This window comes from Candidatus Merdisoma sp. HCP28S3_D10 (assembly GCF_052065835.1).
In the GTDB taxonomy this organism is placed as follows: Bacteria; Bacillota; Clostridia; order Lachnospirales; family Lachnospiraceae; genus Laedolimicola.
Genome location: NZ_JBQHTG010000001.1, coordinates 474,875 through 495,839 on the forward strand (window position 1 = coordinate 474,875; position 20,965 = coordinate 495,839).

16 protein-coding genes are annotated in these 20,965 nt (G+C 52.8%); 1 reads left to right on the forward strand and 15 read right to left on the reverse strand.

Annotation, left to right across the window (positions count from 1 at the left end; translation table 11 throughout):
* Nucleotides 1–107: 107 nt before the first annotated feature.
* The 10 genes from ACTNCH_RS02265 to ACTNCH_RS02310 all read right to left on the reverse strand — a co-directional run bounded on the left by ACTNCH_RS02265 (nt 108) and on the right by ACTNCH_RS02310 (nt 13,381).
* On the reverse strand, nt 108–2,219 hold the full coding sequence (locus tag ACTNCH_RS02265) for a glutamine synthetase III family protein (protein ID WP_441015173.1): 2,112 nt from the start codon (nt 2,217–2,219) through the stop codon (nt 108–110).
* A gap of 215 nt (nt 2,220–2,434) precedes the next feature.
* Nucleotides 2,435–4,558: a glutamine synthetase III family protein gene (locus ACTNCH_RS02270; RefSeq protein WP_441015170.1), complete on the reverse strand. Its 2,124-nt coding sequence runs from the start codon at nt 4,556–4,558 to the stop codon at nt 2,435–2,437.
* A gap of 118 nt (nt 4,559–4,676) precedes the next feature.
* On the reverse strand, nt 4,677–5,618 hold the full coding sequence (locus ACTNCH_RS02275) for a diacylglycerol/lipid kinase family protein (RefSeq protein ID WP_441015168.1): 942 nt from the start codon (nt 5,616–5,618) through the stop codon (nt 4,677–4,679).
* A 57-nt stretch (nt 5,619–5,675) separates the two neighbouring features.
* Nucleotides 5,676–6,185, reverse strand: a complete 510-nt coding sequence (locus ACTNCH_RS02280) for a COG2426 family protein (RefSeq protein ID WP_441015166.1) — start codon at nt 6,183–6,185, stop codon at nt 5,676–5,678.
* A gap of 6 nt (nt 6,186–6,191) precedes the next feature.
* Nucleotides 6,192–7,250: a histidinol-phosphate transaminase gene (gene hisC, locus ACTNCH_RS02285; RefSeq protein WP_441015164.1), complete on the reverse strand. Its 1,059-nt coding sequence runs from the start codon at nt 7,248–7,250 to the stop codon at nt 6,192–6,194.
* A gap of 33 nt (nt 7,251–7,283) precedes the next feature.
* The gene (locus ACTNCH_RS02290; protein ID WP_441015162.1) at nt 7,284–8,186 is read right to left on the reverse strand and encodes a DUF2156 domain-containing protein; all 903 of its coding nucleotides are present in this window, start codon (nt 8,184–8,186) and stop codon (nt 7,284–7,286) included.
* 24 nt (nt 8,187–8,210) lie between these two features.
* Complete coding sequence (locus tag ACTNCH_RS02295; RefSeq protein ID WP_441015160.1) at nt 8,211–9,944, reverse strand: ABC transporter ATP-binding protein; 1,734 nt, start codon at nt 9,942–9,944, stop codon at nt 8,211–8,213.
* Nucleotides 9,945–10,019: 75 nt separating this feature from the next.
* Nucleotides 10,020–10,937 (reverse strand): nucleotidyltransferase family protein, encoded by a 918-nt coding sequence (locus tag ACTNCH_RS02300; protein ID WP_441015157.1) that lies wholly within the window; start codon nt 10,935–10,937, stop codon nt 10,020–10,022.
* Nucleotides 10,938–10,973: 36 nt separating this feature from the next.
* The gene (glmM, locus tag ACTNCH_RS02305; protein WP_441015155.1) at nt 10,974–12,305 is read right to left on the reverse strand and encodes a phosphoglucosamine mutase; all 1,332 of its coding nucleotides are present in this window, start codon (nt 12,303–12,305) and stop codon (nt 10,974–10,976) included.
* An 89-nt stretch (nt 12,306–12,394) separates the two neighbouring features.
* Nucleotides 12,395–13,381 (reverse strand): tRNA dihydrouridine synthase, encoded by a 987-nt coding sequence (locus tag ACTNCH_RS02310; RefSeq protein WP_441015153.1) that lies wholly within the window; start codon nt 13,379–13,381, stop codon nt 12,395–12,397.
* 132 nt (nt 13,382–13,513) lie between these two features.
* On the opposite strand from ACTNCH_RS02310, the gene ACTNCH_RS02315 reads away from it, so the two are divergent.
* Nucleotides 13,514–15,724, forward strand: coding sequence for a hypothetical protein (locus ACTNCH_RS02315; RefSeq protein ID WP_441015151.1), 2,211 nt, complete (start codon nt 13,514–13,516; stop codon nt 15,722–15,724).
* Between the two features lie 162 nt (nt 15,725–15,886).
* Here ACTNCH_RS02315 and ACTNCH_RS02320 read toward each other — a convergent pair whose 3' ends face one another.
* The 5 genes from ACTNCH_RS02320 to ACTNCH_RS02340 are packed head-to-tail and all read right to left on the reverse strand — an operon-like array spanning nt 15,887 to nt 20,930.
* A complete protein-coding gene (locus ACTNCH_RS02320; RefSeq protein ID WP_441015149.1) occupies nt 15,887–17,542 on the reverse strand; it encodes an ArnT family glycosyltransferase in 1,656 nt (551 codons plus the stop codon).
* A gap of 1 nt (nt 17,543) precedes the next feature.
* Nucleotides 17,544–18,638 carry an SGNH/GDSL hydrolase family protein gene (locus ACTNCH_RS02325; RefSeq protein ID WP_441015147.1) on the reverse strand — a complete coding sequence of 365 codons (1,095 nt, stop codon included), beginning with the start codon at nt 18,636–18,638 and terminating at the stop codon, nt 17,544–17,546.
* Nucleotides 18,619–19,563 carry a glycosyltransferase family 2 protein gene (locus tag ACTNCH_RS02330; protein ID WP_441015144.1) on the reverse strand — a complete coding sequence of 315 codons (945 nt, stop codon included), beginning with the start codon at nt 19,561–19,563 and terminating at the stop codon, nt 18,619–18,621. Before ACTNCH_RS02330 ends, ACTNCH_RS02325 begins: the two co-directional genes overlap by 20 nt.
* 3 nt (nt 19,564–19,566) lie before the next feature.
* Entirely contained in the window at nt 19,567–20,511 is a 945-nt protein-coding gene (locus tag ACTNCH_RS02335; protein WP_441015142.1) for a glycosyltransferase family 2 protein, read from the reverse strand.
* Nucleotides 20,508–20,930, reverse strand: a complete 423-nt coding sequence (locus ACTNCH_RS02340; RefSeq protein WP_441015140.1) for a sugar 3,4-ketoisomerase — start codon at nt 20,928–20,930, stop codon at nt 20,508–20,510. The genes ACTNCH_RS02335 and ACTNCH_RS02340 overlap by 4 nt, the downstream gene beginning before the upstream one ends.
* Nucleotides 20,931–20,965 lie beyond the last annotated feature (35 nt).

Genomic DNA, 20,965 nt, shown 5'->3' on the forward strand with positions numbered 1-20,965 from the left:
CCACCTCTTTCTTTTTCAAAATTCGCGCAGTCACGCTATTTTCTTAGTATAGCAAAAGGAGCCCTGTCCGTCAACAGAGCTCCTCTTTCTTCTTATTATATAAAGCATTATACCTCAAACATCAGGTCGCCGTAGGAGGGCATGGGCCACATCTCCTTATCGACGATCATCTCCAGAGCGTCAACCGGGGCGCGAAGCTCGGCCATAGCCGGTACGATTTCCTCATGGAAATAATGTGCCAGTTTGCTTCCCTCCGGAACCTCCTCAGATTTCTTATCCAGGTCGATCAGCTTCTGCAGGGCTACCTTGGTATCGGAAAGCAGTCCGCTGGTTTCAGCCAGGAGCTCGCTCTGTACGCTTGCCTCCGCGCCTGCCGCGGTTACGGAATTCACCGTGTCAGCCAGAGACTTGGTGTACTTGATGACCGCCGGGATAATCTGCTTGCTGGCAATATCGATCATAGCCTTAGCCTCGATGTTGATGGCCTTTGCGTAGGTCTCATACTGAATCTCCGCACGGGATTCCAGCTCGGCTTTGGTAAATACATGGAACTTCTCAAACAGAGCCACTGCCTTCTCGGTCGTCAGGGCCGGGATAGCGTCTACCATGGACTTGATATTGGGCAGTCCCCGGCGCTCCGCCTCTTCTACCCAGGCGTCGGAATAACCGTTTCCGTTGAATACGATTCTCTGGTGCTCGGTCAGATATTTCTTGATCAGGTCATGAACTGCCAGATCAAAGTCTTCCGCCTTCTCCAGTACGTCAGAAGCCTCCGCAAATGCCTCTGCCACGATGGTATTCAGCACGATATTCGGGGCTGCGATGGAATCCTTGGAACCGACCATACGGAATTCAAACTTGTTGCCGGTGAAAGCGAACGGTGAAGTCCGGTTCCGGTCGGTAGCGTCCTTGGTCAGATCCGGCAGGGTCTTGACGCCGGTCACAAGCTTGCCGCCCTTCAGGCTGTGTGTCGCCTCGCCGGTGCTGATCAGCTGCTCTACTACATCCTCCAGCTGCTCACCCAGGAATATGGAGATAATCGCGGGCGGTGCCTCATTTGCGCCCAGACGGTGATCATTTCCCACGTCTGCCGCTGACTCACGAAGCAGATCCGCATGAACGTCTACGGCCTTCAGGATGCAGGCCAGTACCAGCAGGAACTGGATATTCTCATGGGGTGTGGTGCCCGGATCCAGCAGGTTGATGCCGTCGTCTGTGGTAATGGACCAGTTGTTGTGCTTACCGGAGCCATTGACGCCCGCAAAGGGCTTCTCATGAAGCAAGCACTGCAATCCGTGACGGCAGGCTACCATCTTCAGGGTCTTCATGACGATCTGGTTGTGATCGACTGCCACATTGGCCTCCGCGTAAATCGGAGCCAGCTCATGCTGTGCCGGCGCTACCTCGTTGTGCTGGGTCTTGGCTGTCACGCCCAGCTTCCACAGCTCCTCGTTGACTTCCTTCATGAAGGCAGCGATACGCTGACGGATATTGCCGAAGTAATGATCGTCCAGCTCCTGTCCCTTGGGCGGCATAGCGCCGAACAGGGTACGGCCGGTGTAAATCAGGTCTTTTCTCTGCAGATATTTAGCCTTGTCAATCAGGAAGTACTCCTGCTCCGGTCCTACGGACGGGGTCACCTTCTTTGAGGTGGTATTTCCGAAGAGACGAAGGAGTCTCAGCGCTTCGGTGTTGATCGCTTCCATGGAACGTAAGAGTGGCGTCTTCTGATCCAGCGCCTCACCTGTGTAGGAACAGAAGGCGGTGGGGATACACAGAGTCGCTCCTGCCGCATCCTGTCTTACAAATGCAGGAGAGGTGCAGTCCCAGGCTGTATAGCCTCTGGCCTCGAAGGTGGCTCTTAAGCCTCCGGACGGGAAAGAAGACGCGTCCGGCTCGCCCTTGATCAGCTCTTTACCGGAGAAGCTCATCAGAACCTTACCGCTCTTATCCGGCGCGCTGATAAAGGAATCGTGCTTCTCGGCAGTCACTCCGGTCAGCGGCTGGAACCAGTGGGTATAATGGGTGGCTCCCTTTTCGATAGCCCACTCCTTCATTTCATGGGCAATGACGTCTGCGGTTGCCAGATCCAGCTCCTTGCCCTCCTCGATGGTCTTCATCAGCTCCTTGTATACCTTTTTCGGCAGACGCTCCTGCATGACAGCGTCGTTGAATACGTTGGAACCAAAGATTTCAGCTACATTTGTAAATTCACTCATGATAGACTCCACCTTTCTGTCGCAGTGTGATCACAATCAAAAGAGGGCGCTCCGGTTATCCCGGAACGCCCTCGTTCACATCGCTTTTTAATATGCTAATACCATACACCGCTTTTTTTCAAAAATCAAGCAAAAAATCGCAAACGGTCTATTTTTTTGCAATCTTACAGATTTATTTAAAATAATTTTTCAAATTTCTATAAAATTGCATAAACCTATACTTCAAACAGCAGATCGCCGTAAGAAGGCATGGGCCACATATCCTTGGCCACCAGCATTTCCAGCTTATCTACCGGCTGACGCAGGGCCTCCATGGCCGGAACCACTGCCGCCTGGATATATTCTGCCCGTTCCTTTCCTTCTGCTTTGCCGGCTGCCCTTTCATTTTCCTCGCTCAGGGCCTTTAAGGCTGCCTTGGTAGCGGCCAGCAGGGAAGAGCACTCCTTCAGGAGCTCAATCTGTACGCTGATGTTGGCCTCCGCGCAGGCAGAACGAATCTGGTTGATGGAGGTTGCCAGAGCCGTGGTGTACTGCAGGACGGAGGGAATGATATGCTTGCTGGCGATATCCACCATGGAGCGTGCTTCGATATTGATGGCCTTGGAATAGGCTTCGTACTGAATCTCCGCCCGGGATTCCAGCTCCGCTCGGGTAAATACGCCAAACTTCTCAAAGAGCTGTACTGTATTCTCCTCGGTCAGCACCGGAATGGAATCTACCATGGTTTTGATATTCGGAAGTCCTCTGCGCTCGGCCTCCGCCACCCACTCGTCCGAGTAGCCGTTGCCGTTGAAGACGATACGCTGGTGCTCCGAAGCATACTGCTTGATCAGGTCATGCACCGCCAGATCAAAGTCTTCCGCCTGCTCCAGTACGTCGCAGGCGTCAGAAAACGCCTCTGCCGCAATGGTATTCAACACCACATTGGGCTCTGCCACAGAATCCCGGGAGCCTACCATACGGAACTCAAATTTATTGCCGGTAAAGGCAAAGGGAGAGGTACGGTTCCGGTCAGTGGCGTCCTTGGCGAAATCCGGAAGGGTGCGCACGCCGGTGTGGAGATGTCCTCCCTTTAAGCTGTGAGTTGCCGCGCCGGTACTGATGAGCTGATACAGCACATCCTCCAGCTGGTCGCCCAGATAGACGGAGATAATCGCAGGCGGAGCCTCGTTGGCTCCCAGACGGTGATCGTTGCCCACATCGGAAGCCGACTCCCGAAGCAGGGCCGCGTGCTTGTCTACCGCCTTCAGAATACAGGTCAGCACCAGAAGGAACTGCACATTCTCATGGGGCGTTCTGCCCGGCTCCAGCAGATTGATGCCGTCGTCGGTCGTCAGGGACCAGTTATTGTGCTTGCCGGAGCCATTGACTCCCGCAAAGGGCTTCTCGTGGAGAAGACACTGGAGGCCATGCTGGTAAGCTACCTTCTTCAGGGTCTCCATGATCAGCTGGTTGTGGTCCACCGCCACGTTGCACTCGGCATAGATGGGAGCCAGCTCATGCTGTCCCGGAGCCACTTCATTGTGCTGGGTCTTTGCCGACACGCCCAGCTTCCACAGCTCCTTATTCACGTCCTCCATGAAATCCGCAATCCGCTCGCGGATGACGCCGAAGTAGTGATCGTCCAGCTCCTGTCCCTTGGGCGGCATAGCGCCGAACAGGGTACGGCCGGTAAAAATCAAATCCTTACGCTTCAGATACTTCTCACGATCCACCAGGAAATATTCCTGCTCCACGCCGACGGATGGGGTGACCCGGTGAGAGGTGGTATTGCCAAACAGTCTTAAAAGCCGCAGGGACTGCTTATTGATGGCCTCCATGGAACGCAACAGCGGCGTCTTCTGATCCAGCGCCTCGCCCTTGTAGGAGCAGAACGCCGTCGGGATATAGAGAATCGCCCGGGAGCCGTCCTGGTCCTTCTTTACAAAGGCGGGAGAGGTGCAGTCCCACGCCGTGTAGCCTCTGGCTTCGAAGGTGGCCCGCAGGCCTCCGGACGGGAAAGAAGATGCGTCCGGTTCGCCCTTTACCAGCTCCTTGCCGGAGAACTCCATCAGAACCTTTCCGTTTGCCTTCGGTGCGGATAAAAAGGCGTCATGCTTCTCCGCGGTCGCTCCGGTCAGCGGCTGGAACCAATGGGTGTAATGGGTTGCGCCCTGCTCCAGGGCCCACTCCTTCATCTCATGGGCTACTACGTCGGCCACCGCCAAATCAAGCTCCTTGCCCTCCCGGATGGTCTGCTTTAACTCCTTGTAAATCTTCTTGGGAAGCCGCTCTTCCATCACAGTATCGTTGAATACATTTTCGCCGAAAATCTCAGAAATGTTTGTTTTCCCTTCCATCATACTCTCCCTGTATCGTCTCGTAAAAAATTTCTTTGTCTACTACTCTAGCACGAAATATTTCTGCTGTCGATATAGAATCCCCCGATTTTTTATTAATTCTGCTACTATACTTTTATTACTTATCCCCGTCTTTCTCCAGCACCAGCTCCTCATGGAGCTCCTCCGGAATGCGGATCTCCACCGCCCTCTGATTATTCCTGATTTCCACCCGGGTGTGCTCGCCGCCGAACTCTCCGTCCAGGGTCCAGGGCACCGGTTCCTCAGATTCGATCACAACCCGGGAGCTCCGGAAGGAATACATGTATTTTGTATCAATCTGTTCAATCAAAAGCGCAGCCAGTATCTCCTGCAGCTCCATGGGGTTCTTCGGCCGGGCTATGAAGGTCATCTCAAAGACGCCGTCGTCAAAGACCACATTTTTGCCGATGATACTCTTAAAGCCGCCCACCGACTTGGAGTTGGTGATCATGCCAAAGAGGAAATCGCCCTCGAAGGAGGCCTCCTGGCTGGTTACCTTAAGCTTGTAGGACTTCACATTTACCAGCTGCTTCATGCCCTCCAGCACATAGGCCATATGCCCCAGCACATTTTTCACTTCCTGCTTGGTGGTATAGGACACATCGGTAAAGATGCCGAAGGCCGCCACATAGATAAAGGTCCGGCTATTGAAGGATCCCACGTCTATGGCATAATCCACGCCGTGTACGGCAACCTCTGCCGCCCGATCCATATTGACGGGAAGCTGTAAAGATCTGGCAAAATCATTGCAGGATCCCGCCGGGATATACCCCACCGGAAGCTTGTTTTTCCGCTGCATCATACCGGTCATCACCTCGTCCAGCGTGCCGTCGCCACCGCTGCAGACTACCAGATCGTAACCCTCCGGCAGCTCTCGGATCTGATCCACCGCGTCCTGGGGCGCCCGGGTCGGATAAATGGTAATGGCATAGCCAGCGTCAGCCATGACCTGTATGATACCGTACAGCTTTCCCCGGATATTTTCCTTTCCCGCATGGGGATTGTAAATAAAAAACAGTTTCTTCTCCAAATGCAGCATGATTCATCACCTCATTCAAAAATAGAATCCTGCGAAGCAGGATTCTCCGCCTGTCTTCTATGCAAAAATTCCACCGATTACCGTATAGGATAAAACGGTCATGATAAAGGACGCCAGCATAATTCCCAGAATCACTGCCGGGAAGGCCTTCTTGAACTTAATGCCAAGCAGGGCGGCAATCAGGGAGCCGGTCCACGCGCCGGTACCCGGAAGCGGAATGCCTACGAACAGCAGAAGTCCCCAGAACTCATACTTCTCAATCTGATCCTTTTTTCCCATGGCCCGGTTTTCCATCTTTTCCACAAAGGGCTTTAAGTGCTTCGTGCCCTTCAGCCAGGTAAAAATCTTCGTGATAAACAGCAGAATGAACGGCACCGGAATCAGATTGCCCACAATGCAGATGGGGATCGCGCGCCACATGGGCACATTCAGGAAAGCCGGTCCGGCTGCCAGGAGTCCGCCTCGAAGCTCCAGGATCGGAATCATGGAAATGATGAAAATAATCAGTTCTTTCGCTGCAGATCCTCCCAGATTCTGCACAAACCATTGTACCAGTGTCTCTGTCATAATAACTTAATTTCCTTTCTTTCTTAAAAATGCAAGCAAGGCATCCATCTCCTCATCTGTGCCTACGGTAATCCGCAGATAGTTGTCGATTCGCGGCGACGCGAAATAGCGCACATAGATGTCTTCCTTCTTCAGTTCCTCAAAGAGCTCCTTTGCTGGCCACTCCTTATGTGTGGCAAAAATAAAGTTAGACCGGGAATCCGGGAAATCAAAGCCGAGATTTCTCAGCTCCTTCTTGACCCGCTCTCTGGTCGCGATAATTTTTCCCACAGTTTCTTTAAAATAAGCCTCGTCCTTTACCGCAGCCGCTCCAAGTTTCAGGCTTGGCAGATTCATGGTATAGGAATTAAAGGAATATTTTACATCATTCAGGTACCGGATAAGCTTTGGCTGTCCCACCGCAAAGCCAATCCGCATGCCCGCCATAGAGCGGGACTTGGAAAAGGTCTGTACCACCAGAAGGTTCTCGTACCGATCCACCAGCTCCAGGGCAGAGGGGCCTGCAAAATCCACATAGGCCTCGTCTACGATCACAATGCTCTCCGGATTCTTCGCGATGATTTCCTCTACCTCAGAAAGCTCCATATAGATTCCGGTGGGCGCATTGGGGTTCGGGAAAATGATTCCTCCGTTTTCCCGGAAGTAATCCTCCTTCACGATCCGGAACTCCTTATCCAGCGCCGGACGCTCATAGGGAATCCCGAACAGGTCTGCCCAGACGCTGTAGAAGGAGTAGCTGATGTCCGGAAACAGCACCGGCTTCTTTGAATTGAAGAAGGTCTGAAAAGCCATGGCAATGACATCGTCCGATCCTACGCCCACAAAAAAGCAGGCCGGATCCCTGTGGTAATAATCCGCCAGGGCATTCACCAGCTCTGATGCCGCCGGATCCGGATAGAGACGGAACCGATCCAACTCCAGCTCCTCCAGGGCCTTTCGGACGCCCGGCGCAGGCGGATAGGGGTTCTCATTGGTGTTCAGTTTGATCATGCCCGGCCGGTTCGGCTGTTCGCCCGGCGTATAGGGAACGACCCTGCGGACATTTGCTTCCCATGCTTTTCTCATTTTCTTCACTCCTCTTTCTGATATCCTTACATCTTACAGTAGTCCCTGCTCTCTTACAACCCCTTTTTCAATTAAAAATACGGGTTTATATGACATCTTTGCCTGACGCAGGCCTTCCTCACCCAGATCCTCCTCCCGATTCAGGTAGGTGTAGGCTGCGCCCTCATGAAGTGCAAACTGCTGGTTGATAACCGTATAGGCTCCCTGCACCTCTGACAGAGCCTTCTCAATATGCACAATCATGGTATCCTTTTTATTGCCGGGCTCTCCCACTGTATAGGCCACGATTTTTCCGTTGACCCTGAGGGCGCCGCCCTTGAAATGCAGCTCCTCAAACAGCCGCAGGGCATTGAGAGCCACACAGATTTCCGCATGCTTCTCGTCGTCCGCGTCGCAGCCGTTCTCATTCCGCCAGGCCAGTCCCATCTGGAAGCATTCCTCCACATTTTCCTTCGTGATGGGCTCATAGGACCAGTCCGGGTACAGGGTCATAAACCGGTTCACATGATTCTTCTTACTGTGATATTTTCTGCCGGACAGCGTCGCCAGCTTTTCCGTCTCATAGACATAGTCGGCGTAATCCCGGTCAAACTTGATCGCAAAGCGTCCCGGATACAGCTCCTCAAGCTTCGCGAAATCCTCTTTCGTAATGTTATGAAGCTGGAAAATTTCTCCATTTTCCCTGCAGTGCTCCATCAGCACGTCCAAGGTCTTCTTCTTATCCCCCGGCCCCACCGGGTAGGTATAGGAATAGACGCCGTCCACTTCACCAAAAATCAGGTTGTCCTCCACAATGGCAAAGCCTGTATTGTAAAAGCGGGACCACAGATAGATGTTTCCGAAGGTCATCTCACAGCTTCTGGTATCCGCATAAGACAGATACCGTTCCAGCAATTCCCGGTCTTCCAGCTCCGGGCGCTTCATTTTTAATTCCATAAATCTCCTTTTGGCACTCTATGCTCACATATTGTACAGATTTTCGTAGACTCCGTGCAGATTCATCAGTTCTTCATGGGTGCCTTCCTCGGCGATTCCCTCCTCGGTCAGCACCAGAATCCGCTCCGCGTTGCGGATCGTAGACAGACGATGGGCGATGACAAAGGTGGTCCGCTCCTTCGCCAGCTTTTCCAGTGATTCCTGCACGATACGCTCGCTCTCGTTGTCCAGGGCGCTGGTGGCCTCGTCGAAAATCAGGATCCGCGGATTCTTCAGGAATACCCTCGCGATGGAGAGCCGCTGCTTCTGTCCGCCGGAGAGCTTCACGCCCCGCTGGCCGATATCCGTGTCATATCCGTCCGGAAGCTCCATGATGAAATCATGGGCGTTGGCATTTTTTGCCGCCTGAATAACCTCTTCCCGGGTGGCGTCCGGTCTGCCGTAGAGAATGTTGTCCATGACGGTGCCTGCGAAGAGATAGACGTCCTGCTGCACGATACCGATCTGGTTCCGCAGGCTTTTTAACGTCACGTCCCGCACATCATTTCCGTCGATGCAGACGCTTCCCTCCGTCACATCATAAAACCGGGGAATCAGACTGCACAGGGTTGTCTTTCCTCCGCCCGAGGAGCCCACCAGGGCCACATAGCTGCCCGCCGGTACCGTCAGATTGATATGATCCAGTACCTTTTCCGTAGCCTCCTCATAGCGGAAGGTCACATTCCGGAATTCCACCGTTCCATTCACGCTGTCCAACTCCTTCGCGTCCTCTTTATCCGCGATATCCGGCTGGATATCCATGATTTCCCGGAATCTGGTATAACCGGAATAACCGTTCTGGAACTGCTCCGTAAAGTTGATAAGCTTCTTCACCGGCTCTGTAAAATTCGCTATGTACAAAAGGAAGGTAATCAAATCCGGAATCTCCATGGTTCCGCCGATAATAAACCGTGCTCCGGCCAGCACCACCAGAATGGTCACCGCCGTCAGCATGGCGTTCAGCACCGAATGATAGGTTCCCATATAGAGATAGCTGCGGCGCTTGGTGGCCAGGAAGCGGTCATTTCCTTCCCTGAATTTTTTCATCTCAATGTCTTCGTTGGCAAAGGACTTCACTACCCGGATTCCCGACAGGTTGTCCTCGATCTGGCCGTTGATATCCGCCATCTTCACACGGTTCTGCTTGAATACCCGCTTCATCCGCTTATTGAGATATAAGGCAAATACCAGAATCAGAGGCAGGAAGCAGGCGGTCAGCAGGGTCAGCTTCTGATTGATCTGTCCCAGGATTACCAAAGCTCCCACAATCTTAATCAGGGAAATAATGATGTCCTCCGGTCCGTGGTGCAGAAGCTCTGTGATCTCAAACAGATCGTTGGTCACACGGGACATGAGCTGTCCCACCTTCTGGTTATCATAGAAGGTAAAGGAAAGCTTCTGATAATGCTCGAAGATATCATTTCGCATGCCGTATTCCATGCGGGCTCCCATGCAGTGTCCCCAGTAGGTGATGTAAAAATTACACACCAGCTCCACCAGAAGAAGGCCGCCCATCAAAAGGCTCAGGCGCACAATGGTCTGCCAGGCCAAGCCGCTTTCCTCATAAATCACCGTACCGGTAATGTACCGGACGATCAGCGGCAGCACCAGGCTCACGCCGGCTCCCAGAATGGCAAAAAACAGGTCCAATGCCAAAAGACCCTTATAGGGTCTGTAATAAGAAAAAATGCTTACTTTTTTGTGTTCTGTCTTACTCATATTCTACCTAATTTAAGGGCGCCGCAGGGACGCCCTTATCTGTTGTCAGCTTCTATCTGTCCTTCGTAAATTGTTTCAGGAAAACAGCTTCTCCTTGTATACGCCGTCCGCAATCAGCTTCTTAAAGGAATCTACTACAGACTGCTTGTCCTCCTTGTAAGTAACGCCAAACCATTTATCCTTGGTCTCCAGCACGCTTACGGTTGCTTTGCCGCTCTTCAGAAGACCGTCGATGATACCCGGAAGCAGGTACTCTGCCTTGATATCTCCGGGCTTAACGCCCTTTAAGAATTCCGCAAAGCCGGTCTCTACCACATCCAGGAACTCCGGCGTCAGTCCCCACATATTCATGGATACGTAGCTGTTCGCGTCGATGGGAACCAGCTTGCCATCCTCGCCCGGTACTGCCGCGCCGCCCTCGTATTTCACGATGCCGCCGGTCTCTACCACGTCTGTCAGGAAGCCGTCCTTCACCTGGCATACGCCTCTGGTTACCGCGCCGTTGTCACTTAAAGTATTGCCCAGAATGAAGCCTGCCATGCAGAAATCGAACTTTCCCGTCTCCTCATGATCGGCCACCAGGTAGTCATGTACCTTTACAAAGGCTTCCTTACCGTAATAATCGTCCGCGTTGATTACCACAAAGGGCTCCTCCAGAAGACCCTTGCAGCTTAAAACTGCCTGACCGGTTCCCCAGGGCTTAGTCCGTCCTTCCGGTACCAAAAAGCCTTCCGGCAGATTGTCGATGGCCTGGAACGCGTATTCTACCTCCGTAATCTTCTCGATCCGGTTTCCGATGATTTCCCTGAAATCCTTCTCCAGATCCTTGCGGATAATGAATACTACCTTATTGAAGCCTGCCTCCAGAGCGTCATGGATGGAATAATCCATGATAATCTCTCCGTTCGGTCCTACCGGCTCCAGCTGCTTAATTCCTCCGCCGAAGCGGCTTCCGATTCCTGCGGCCATTACTACCAGCGCTGTTTTTTTCATGTGTCATATCCTCCCTTTTTTTGGTATCTTCTACCTTTATACACTCTTCATTGCATTGATGATGTGTAATACATTCTCTTCACAAAGCTCATCTGTCAGGGCTTCCACCATAACGCGGAGCAGCGGCTCGGTACCGCTCTTTCTCACCAGAACGCGGCCCTCTGTTCCCAGACGCTCCTCCACCTCGCGGATGGCCTTCTGCACCTCCGGATGGTTCAGGGTTTCGTCCATATCCTGCACCCGGAGATTCTCCAGAAGCTGCGGATAGATCTTTACCTCGCCTGCCAGGGTACCCAGAGACGCCTTTTTCTCCAGCATAACCTCCATGATCTTCAGAGAAGTCAGGATTCCGTCTCCTGTGGTGGCATGCTTGCTGAAAATGATATGTCCGGACTGCTCGCCGCCCAGCTGATAACCATTTTTTACCATATTCTCATAGACATACTTGTCGCCCACTGCGGTCTTCTCATAACGCATTCCCACCTGATCGCAGGCCTTGTAGAGACCCAGGTTGGACATAACGGTGGTAACGATGGTGTTGTCTTTCAGGGCGCCCTGCTCCATCATGTACTTTCCGCACACATAGAGAATCCGGTCGCCGTCCACTACTTCGCCGTTCTCGTCTACGGCGATACAGCGGTCCGCGTCTCCGTCATAAGCAAAGCCCACGTCCAGTCCCTGCTCTTTGACAAACTTCTGCAGCACCTCGATATGGGTAGATCCACAGTTGGTGTTAATGTTGGTGCCGTCCGGCTCATTGTTGATCACATAGGTCTTGGCTCCCAGTGCGTCGAATACGCTCTTGGCGATAGCTGAGGAGCTTCCGTTGGAGCAGTCCAGTCCTACCCGGATATTCTTAAAGGAACGGGTGGGCAGAGAAATCAGATAACCAATATAGCGGTTTCTTCCCGCCGCGAAATCAATGGTTCTTCCGATATTCTCTCTGGTAGCCAGCGGACGCTCTTCGGTTTTACCGTCGATATAGGCCTCGATTTTCTCCTCTACCTCAGCCTCCAGCTTATGGCCCTGGCCATTGATGACCTTGATTCCGTTGTCATAGAAGGGATTGTGGCTGGCGGAAATCATAATACCGCAGTCAAAGCCCTCGGTACGTACCACATAAGACACGCTGGGCGTCGTCGTTACATGGAGCAGATACGCGTCCGCGCCTGAGGCTGTGATGCCTGCCGCCAGGGCGTACTCAAACATATAGCTGCTTCTTCTTGTATCTTTACCAATCACAATTTTTGCCTTGTGATCTCTTCCATAATACCATCCCAGGTATCTTCCTACCTTAAATGCATGTTCTACGGTCAGTTTTACATTGGCCTCTCCGCGAAAGCCGTCGGTTCCAAAATACTTTCCCATATTAAACTCCTTTTACTGTCAAAAGGGCGCACTGCGCCCTGACTCATTCTTTGCCCCTATTATAGCAGACTTTGGAAAATACACAAGATTTATTTTGCCCCCAGTCGCCCCGGCGGATGGATCCGGCAGCTTCCGACCAGCTCCCGGACGCTGTCCAGATAGGCCGCAAGATTCTGGGCTTTTTTTATCTTTTTCCCGTATTTTTCCCCGTGTTCAAAGAGATGGATCTGGTAAAACCAGAGCTCCTTCACCTTAAACAGCACGTTGCGTTCCCCGATATCCAGAGCCAGATATCCGTCCACAATCCGCCGGTGAAATTCCAGGAAGCTGTCCCGCTGCTGCTTTTCGTTCCATTCCTTTTCGCCCCGGATCACAGGCAGCAGCCCCGGATTCAGGATAAGCCCACGGCCCAGCATCAGCCGGTCTGTTTCCGGAAATTCCGCTTCGAATTCCTTTACCTGCTTTTCCGTAAACAGATCGCCGTTATAGCACAGGGGAGCCCTGCTCTCCTGCAGGGCGTAACGAAAGCTCTCTTTTCTTGGGGTATTTTTATAATAATCTGCCTGCAAACGGGGATGCAGAATCAACTCCTCCAGAGGGTACTGATTGTAAATGGCAAGTAATTTTCCAAATTCTTCCTCGCTTTCCATGCCGAGGCGGGTCTTTACCGACAGCCTCATGCCGGAGGGCAGCTTCTGAAAAACCTCCTCCAGAAAACAGTCCAGCTCCTCCGGATACGCCAGAAAGCCGGATCCCTTTCCCCGGGTTACCACCGTCCTGGAGGGGCAGCCCAGATTCAGATTGATTTCCGGATAACCCATTTCCTGCAGGATCTCCGCCAGCTCCAGAAAGCCCTCCGCCCGGTTAGTCAGAATCTGCGGCACCACATACAGTCCCTTATTGTGCTCCGGCAGAACCTCATTTTGCTCCTTCGTCTTCATGCTGCGTTTTTCATGGGGCTCCAGAAAAGGGGTAAAATATTTATCCGACGGGCCGTAAACGGCCGCCTGGGCATTGCGGTAAATAAAGGTAGTGACGCCCTCCATGGGGGCCAGATAGATCTGGGGTGACGGCATAGCGTGTGCTCCTGTTCTCTTTGGTTTTTTCTTTTTATCTTATCATACCATCGGTTCTTTGTGAACCTTTGGTTGACCCCTTCCGGCTTTTGCGCTATTCTATTTAAATAAGTATGTAATCCGGAGGTTTTTATGTATACACTTTCCTACTTTCTGCTGGCCCTGTTCAGCCTCTATATCAGCGGCTTTGCCTTTTTCCGCTGGGACGCTTCCTTCCTGCGGAATATGGACTGCGCGCCTGTACAGGCTCTGTTGATTCTGGCCTTTGGCCTTCTGCTTGCTTCTGCCCTGGTGCTGCTATACCGGCTGATCCGGGAGCTGTCCGAGGAACGTCAGAAGCGGCTGGGGCTTATCCTGTTTCTGATCCTGGCTCTGGGACAGCTTGCCTTTCTCGCCCTGATCCGCCCACAGCTTCGCTACGATCCCTTAAAGATCTTCGATATGGCTGTGGAAATGCTGCGGACCCGTACCATTTCCGGCACCTATGAGACGGGGTATTTCGCCCGCTACACCAACAACTATCCCCTGACCATTCTGACCTACTGGTTTCTCCGGCTGCTGACCGGACTGGGCGTACCGGAAAGCACTTTTATGCTTGCGGTGCAGCTGGTCAATGTGGCCTGTATCCTTATTTCCCTGGGGCTCGGCTATCTGATTTTAAAGGAGCTGAAAGGAAGAACGGAAGCTGTCTTCTTCCTCGGCGTCTGCGCGCTCTGTCCCCTGTCCTATGTGTGGGCCGGGTATTTCTATACCGCCAACTGCTCCATGCCCTTTCTGATGGGAATCCTCTATCTCTGGATCCGGATCAAGGGGCTGTATGCTTCCGCTGACCGGACCGTCGGCGCTCCCTTCCATTCGATCGTTCTTCGGCTGGCAGGGCTGTCCGCCCTTCTCGGGCTTGTCACGGTCTTTGGCTTCAAGCTCCGGGCGACAGCCGCCATCGGACTGATCGCAGCCTTTCTGGACGGCGCGCTGCTGCTCTGGCGCAGACGAAAGGAAGGCATGGCCGCCCTGGCCGGAAATCTGACGCGGACCCTGTGGGCCTCCGCCATCGCCTTTCTTCTGACGGCCTCCCTTTCCTTGGGCTTCTTCTCTGCGGCTGTAGATACTTATGTAAACTTTGATTACAAAAACACCGGCTTTCCCGCCGTCCACTGGGTCATGATGAGCGCCCGCTGGGACGGCTCCTTCGACCAAAACGATGAAAATTATACGGTAAGCTTTGCCACAAAGGAAGAAAAAACCGCTGCCGATGTAAAGGTCTTAAAGGAACGGCTGAAGGAGGCCGGACCGATGGGACTCCTTACCCTCTCCGGCCGGAAGCTTTTGAACACCTGGGTGGACGGCACCGACAGCTTCCGGGCCGAGGACAGCTACGCTTCCTATGGAAAGCCCTATGACTATCTGATTGGAAATAAGAGCGGCCTGCTGCTTATCTACACCCAGGCCTTCCGCGCTTTACAAATGCTGGTCATCGGGCTGGGATCCCTCTGTGCCCTCGCCGCGCTCCGGCGCAGGAAAAAGCCCTCCCGGATTTTTCTCCTGCAGCTGACACTGCTTGGCGGCATGGCCTTCCACCTTCTCTGGGAGACCAACCCCCTTTACAGTATCGGCTTCACCTACCTGTGCCTGATGCTCCTGGCCGACGGAATAGCCCGTTTTGCGAAAGCCCTTCCCGATTATACCCTGTCCGGTCGCCTCTGGCTGGTTCCTGCTGCAGGTACCCTTTTGCTTGCGCTGCTTCTGGCCTTTGCGAAAAAAGAGCTGGTAGATACGCCCATCGAGGCGTATGACTACGCCATAGATCAGTACCAGTACGCAGGCGGCTACGACGGCTACGTCACCTCCTACGACCAGACCTATGTACAGACCTTTGTGACCGACCAGCCCTTCAACCGGCTCTCCATCCGGGTTGTCAATCCGCTGGATGATTATAACCAGTCGGCCTTCTGTGTGCGTCTGACTGATGAAAATGGCGCAGTTGTCTACGAAAACAACCGCTTTCTGTCCGGTCTGGTGACAAAAAGCGCCCTCTATGAGTTTCTTCTGGAGGATATTGTGCCGAAGGGCAGAACAGCCTACACCTTGGAAATCTGGCCGGGATATATCGAAGACGAAAATAGTCTGGAATTCCTGTCCTACACCACCGGAAACTGGGATCTCTATCCGGACGGGCAGCTGACGGTAGGCGGCGAAACTGTGGAAAAGGGAGATCTGGCCTTTGCGGTGTACCGGTATCAGGTGACGACTTATTTCAGTCTGAAGCAGTATCTGGCGCTGTGCGCAGGGCTGCTGCTCCTCTCCGTCGCCGTGACGCTGCTGGCGCGGAAAGAGATTCTATAAATAAAGACGGCGGGAAATCAAACAAATAGGACGCTCATTTTCCATATCCCATGTTCGCCCGTTTCTCATTACAGCAGTATGTCTAGCTCGGACTAAAGTCCGTTCTATCCATACAGCTGTTTCGAAAAGGCGAACATCTGGATATTGGAAAACTGGCGTCCTTTAATCTTTATTTGCCAGCAGCAGATATTCCGCATTTTCATGCAGCACTTCCGTATTCTGTAATAGCTCTATATTCTCTTCGTAATGGAGCCGGTCTACGTAGAGAACCGCCCGGCCATCTTCCCGCAGGAAGCCTTCGATTCCGCCGTCCTCGCAGTGGAAATCTCCGCTGATCTCCGCCAGAAACAGCATATTCTGATCCCACTCCCCGATGTTCGTCGGGTCCTCCCCCGGCACATAAACGTAAGCTCTTTCTCCCGCGCAGGCGGCGTCCCGGCTGACGCTTTCCCGGATAAAAAGCTGGAAGGGATCCCCGTGGGCTTCCCGAATTACATGAAAATACGCGTTTTTCATGTAAATTGCAACAAGTATGACGCTGCAGATTGCGGCAGTTATACCCACCAGGGTGCGAAACCAGGTGAATTTTCCACTTGCGCATGTGATTTTTCCACTGTAGTCCACAGACTGCATTCTGAGAACCGCCGTTGCGTCTTCGGAATCTATAGCCTGTCTGCTATCCGGCAGGGTCTCTCCCGCCAGCGGCAGCCGTATGAGCCAGCCCAGAATCACCGCAGTCCCTAAAGCCAGCGGCACGGTACAGGGATAGCAATACCAGATAAGCTTGGTTCCAATAGCGGAAAAGCTTAAAAAGGGAAACATAAACCATAACAGGATTCCGCCTCCCTGCTCCAGCAGTTCCCGGTTCCATGCCTTCTTTTTCCACAAAACCAGCAGACCACCCAGAATTCCGACTGCGCAGATGAGCAGCTGCCAGCGATAGATAAAGCCCTCTGCCCCAAATACTGTGTCATAATAGAAACGGAAAGGAAACTGATGTCCCTCAAAGTTGGAGCTGCCGGTACGGGCCAGCAGATCTACCTCTATCATCTTTTTCAGAAAGAAGAGGCCGTCCTTTGTAAAGCGCCAGCCAAACCACAGCAATAGGGGAGCGAAAACGGACAGCAGAAAGCCGCCCCATTCTTTCTTTGTGAAACGCAGCATTTCCCCATTTGCCAGCAGATACATAGCGCCAATGGCCATAATCATACCCGCATGCCAGCTTTTGGTCAGAAAGGCCAGGGAGAACATCAGACCACAGAGATATACGTTTTTATGGTTCTTCTTCACGGACAGCATGGCCAGCATAGCCAGCGTAAAGAACAAAAGATACAGCGAATCCGCGTCGGCTGCCCGGGCCAGATGGGCAGACAGGGGGCGTTCATTGGCGCAGAAAAAGCCCAGCACCAGAAGGGAAGATTCCCTGTTGTACCGTTTTGCGAAGAGCGCACAGGCCAGACCCGTCAGCAGATAGGCCAGGGCCGAAGCAAACCGCAGGCCGAACACGCTGTAACCGAAGAGCCGAAAACCCAGCAGGATGCCCCAGTAGCTGACGGAGGGCTTCAAGTTCCAGTCGTCCACCTGACCATTGTAAGTGTGCTGGATATAATCCCCATTCCGGATCATTTCATAGGCGTTGACCCCGTGACGGGCCTCGTCCCAGGAATCCACATACGGTACGTCCAGGCAGCGGAAGCAGTAAAAGGCAAGCGCAAGGGCGCCTGCCGCAAAGAATACCCAGTAATATTTTTCGAACAGTCTAAGCAGGAATCGGTAACCTTCCGCGACTTTATCTGTCAGCTTTTTCCCTGTAACCATGTCATTCTCCCAACATACTCTCTAACGTGCCGCAGTACACACTGTACATGACCGCCGCGAACTGATCGTAGCCTGCTGCGCCCGGATGCAGGGCGTCGCCCTCTTCAAAGTTTGCCCCGCTGTTGTGCATCAGTCCCAGGGGAATCAGCACCACGTTTTTTTTATGACCAAACCTTTTTGCCATGGCCTTCATCAGATCCATCACCCGCTTGTCGGAACGGTTCTTGAACTCTCCCGGCAGGAAGGCCTTACCGTCCTGCTTCACCATGGTTCCGATTTTCTCCTGATCTCCCCAGTACAGGGTATTCACCAGATAAATGGGAATGTCGCTTTCGTGACGGCGGATATTATCCACCATCTGCGCGATGGCGTCTACCGTATCGGAAGGATCGTCCTTCAGACCGTTGGTTCCCAGAAAGATCTGAATCGCGTCCGGATCGATCCCGGTGGACAGCTTATAATACTTCCAGTCAAACATATTCTGAACCGGATCGTAAAAGGGCTGGACTCCTTCCTTTTTGCCATCAGAATAGAACTCCGTCGGCTCCAGATAGTCCTGTGCCGAAAAGCCGCTCCGTCCCTCATGGCTGTACCGCGTCCAGCCTCTTGTTCCCGCAAAGGTGATTTTGTCGCCGGACAGATGGTAAATGGTCCGGTACCATTCCCGTCCGTCTGACAGACTGTCACCGATATTTACGAGAGAATATTCCCCGTCCAGCTGCTCCACCACGTGGAGGGTGCTTTTTAGGGTTTTCACTTCATTTACATTGTAATCATATACCGTCAGAGTCAGGTCGTAATCACCCACCTGCTCCTTTTTTCCGGTCACGGAGAACCGGTCCTCCAGATTCTCGCCGATTTCGCAATCCCAGTTGCAGGCATAGCCGTCCCGCAGCCCGGACCAGACCACCTGGTCGTCATACAGCTCTACGGTGCTTCCCACCGCCACATAGATGTCCTCCGGCAGATAAGCTTCCACCTGCGGTCTGTATTTTTTCAGCTCCAGCTGCAGAATCACATTCCAGACCAGCAGCCCGATGATGACCGCCGCCGGAATCAGCAGAAGAAGCTTCTTTTTATCTCTGATTCTGCTCAACATTTGTCTCCTTACAGATGAAAATGGGCCGGTGCTTGGTTTCCATATAGGTCTTCGCCAGATATTCGCCCAGAATTCCGATACAGAACAGCTGGATACCGCCCAGGAAGATGATGATACAGGTCATGGACGGCCAGCCGGACACAGGATCCCCGTACAGAACGGTCCGTATGATAATAAAGCACAGGGCCAGGAATGCCACCACGCAGAAGAAGACGCCCAGAAAGGCAGCCATTACCAGGGGCGCCGTCGTAAAGCCTACGATTCCCTCGATGCTGTAAATCAGAAGCTTCCAGAAGGACCACTTGGTCTCCCCTGCGCTCCGCTCTACATTTTCATACTCCAGCCATTTGGTCTGAAAGCCTACCCAGCCGAACAGCCCCTTGGAAAACCGGTTATACTCTCCTAACCGCAGCAATTCGTCCACAAACTGTCTGGTCATCAGCCGGTAATCCCTGGCTCCGTCCACAATATCCGTCTTGGACAGCCGGTGCATCAGCGCGTAAAACCGTCTGGCAAAAAAGGAACGGATCGGCGGCTCGCCCTTCCGGGTCACACGGCGGGTTGCCACACAGTCATAATCCTCTGTGGTAATGATCTGATACATCTTCGGAAGAAGAGCCGGCGGATCCTGCAGATCCACATCCATAATCGCCACATAGTCGCCGTCCGCATAGGAAAGCCCCGCGTACATGGCCGCTTCCTTTCCGAAATTTCTCGAAAAGCTCACATATTTGATCCGGTCGTCCTGCTCTGCCAGCTTTTTCATTTCCGACAGGCTTTCGTCCTTCGAACCGTCATTTACAAACAAAACCTCCAGCCACGCCTGAGTCAGCTCAGCCGCAGTCCGGGTAATCGCCTCATAAAAGATAGGAATCGCTTCCTGCTCATTGTAGCAGGGAACAATAATCGAAATCTTGTCCATATCCTACTTCTCTTTCTCCTCGTCATCAAAGCCGCGAATCTGATCAATCAGGAAGGGCGGCCGGTTTCTCGCCGCGTCAAAGGCTCTCCAGATATATTCGCCCAGAATTCCCAGCATTACCATGGTCACGCCGAAGGAAAACAGCATCAATACCATCATGGACGTCCAGCCCGGTACGTCCTCCACGCCGGTCAGCCGCTGTACCATCAGTACGATGGCCCAGATCACTGCTCCTGCCGCGTAGACGCCGCCCAATCCGCTCATAAAGCGGACCGGAAAATAGGAGAAGCTCATCATGGAATCCACAACCAGCTTGATTTTCTTGGAAAGCGTCCACCGGGATTCTCCGATCTCTCTGGCCTTTCTGTGGAAATACACCTTCTCTGTCTTGAAACCCACCCAGAGCACTTGCAGGGTCAGCGCGGAATTCTTCTCGTCCAGCATCAGCAGTACTTCAATGACCTGACGGTCCAGAAGATAACAGTCGAAGCCGCCCTTGGGCATATTTTTCATGATCAGCTTCCGGGTAATGGTATAATACAGGTTCGCAAAGAACTTCTGGATAGCGCCCTCGTCCCGATCCGCGCGCACGGCCAGGACTACCTTATTGCCCTCTTTCCATTTCTCATAAAGCTGCAGAATCAGCTCCGAATCCTCCTGCAGATCGGCCTGCTTGGTTACCGCGCAGTCGCCGGTACAGACAGAAAGTCCAGCCAGAATTGCGGAATGCTCGCCAAAGTTTCTGGAAAGCTTTACCAGTCTCACCTTGTCGTCCATATCCCGGATCTGGTTCATGATTTCCCAGGAATTATCTCCGGATCCGTCGTCTACAAATACAATCTCATAATCCTCCAGCTTGTGTAGGATCTTTTCTTTCATATCCTCATAGAGGAGCATCAGGGTGTCGGAGTTCCAGTATACCGGAACTATAATCGAAAGCTTACTCATCGTCTGCGGGTTCCTCCCACCTCTTTGATAAATTCATCATAATCGCGGATATATTCATGACCGTCGTAGTGGGTATTGGCCAGTACCAGAAGTACGGAATCCGCGCTGAAATCGTACATATCCTTCCACAGCATGGTCGGCAGGTAAAGTCCCATACGGGGACGGTTCAGCTCGATGATCTCCTCCTCGAAGCCATTGTCCACCCGGACCTTGCTGGAGCCGCTCACATTGATAAGGACAAATTCCGAATTGCGGTTGGCATGCTGGCCACGGATTACCTCGCTGTCGGAGCCATAGATGTAGAACACTCTCTGAATCTCGAAAGGAATATCCTGCGCTCCCTCCACTACTACCAGTTTTCCGCGCTCGTCGCCCAGATCGCCGAATTCCAGAATCTTATACTGCTCTTTAATACTCATATTCTCTCTCCCAGATTTGATAAAATGCGTAACGC